Source organism: Paraburkholderia sp. FW306-2-2C-D06C, from assembly GCF_058781505.1.
Genome location: NZ_JBYSWU010000154.1, coordinates 1 through 612, shown reverse-complemented (window position 1 = coordinate 612; position 612 = coordinate 1). Strand labels below are relative to the sequence as shown.

Below are 612 nucleotides of genomic sequence, written 5' to 3'. Positions count from 1 at the left end.
TTACTCGAGAATCTTGGCAACCACACCTGCGCCGACCGTACGGCCGCCTTCGCGGATTGCGAAACGCAGACCTTCTTCCATCGCGATCGGGTTGATCAGCTTCACCGTGATCGACACGTTGTCGCCCGGCATGACCATTTCCTTGTCCTTCGGCAGCTCGATCGAGCCCGTCACGTCCGTCGTACGGAAGTAGAACTGCGGACGGTAGTTGTTGAAGAACGGCGTGTGGCGGCCGCCTTCGTCCTTGCTCAGCACGTACACTTCAGCCGTGAAGTGCGTGTGCGGGTTGATCGAACCCGGCTTCGCCAGAACCTGGCCACGCTCCACGTCTTCACGCTTCGTGCCGCGCAGCAGGATACCGACGTTGTCGCCTGCCTGACCCTGGTCGAGCAGCTTGCGGAACATTTCCACGCCCGTGCAGGTCGTCTTCACCGTCGGCTTGATACCAACGATTTCGATTTCCTCGCCGACCTTCACGACGCCGCGCTCAACGCGACCCGTCACCACCGTGCCGCGACCCGAGATCGAGAACACGTCTTCCACCGGCATCAGGAACGCACCATCAACTGCGCGCTCCGGCGTCGGGATGTACGTGTCCAGCGCGTCGGCCAG

1 protein-coding gene is annotated in these 612 nt (G+C 61.9%); it reads right to left on the bottom strand.

Going from position 1 to position 612, the window contains the following annotated elements:
- The coding region (locus AC3WLT_RS37280) for an EF-Tu C-terminal domain-related protein (RefSeq protein WP_492596545.1) at positions 1–612 on the bottom strand (612 nt) is incomplete at its 5' end.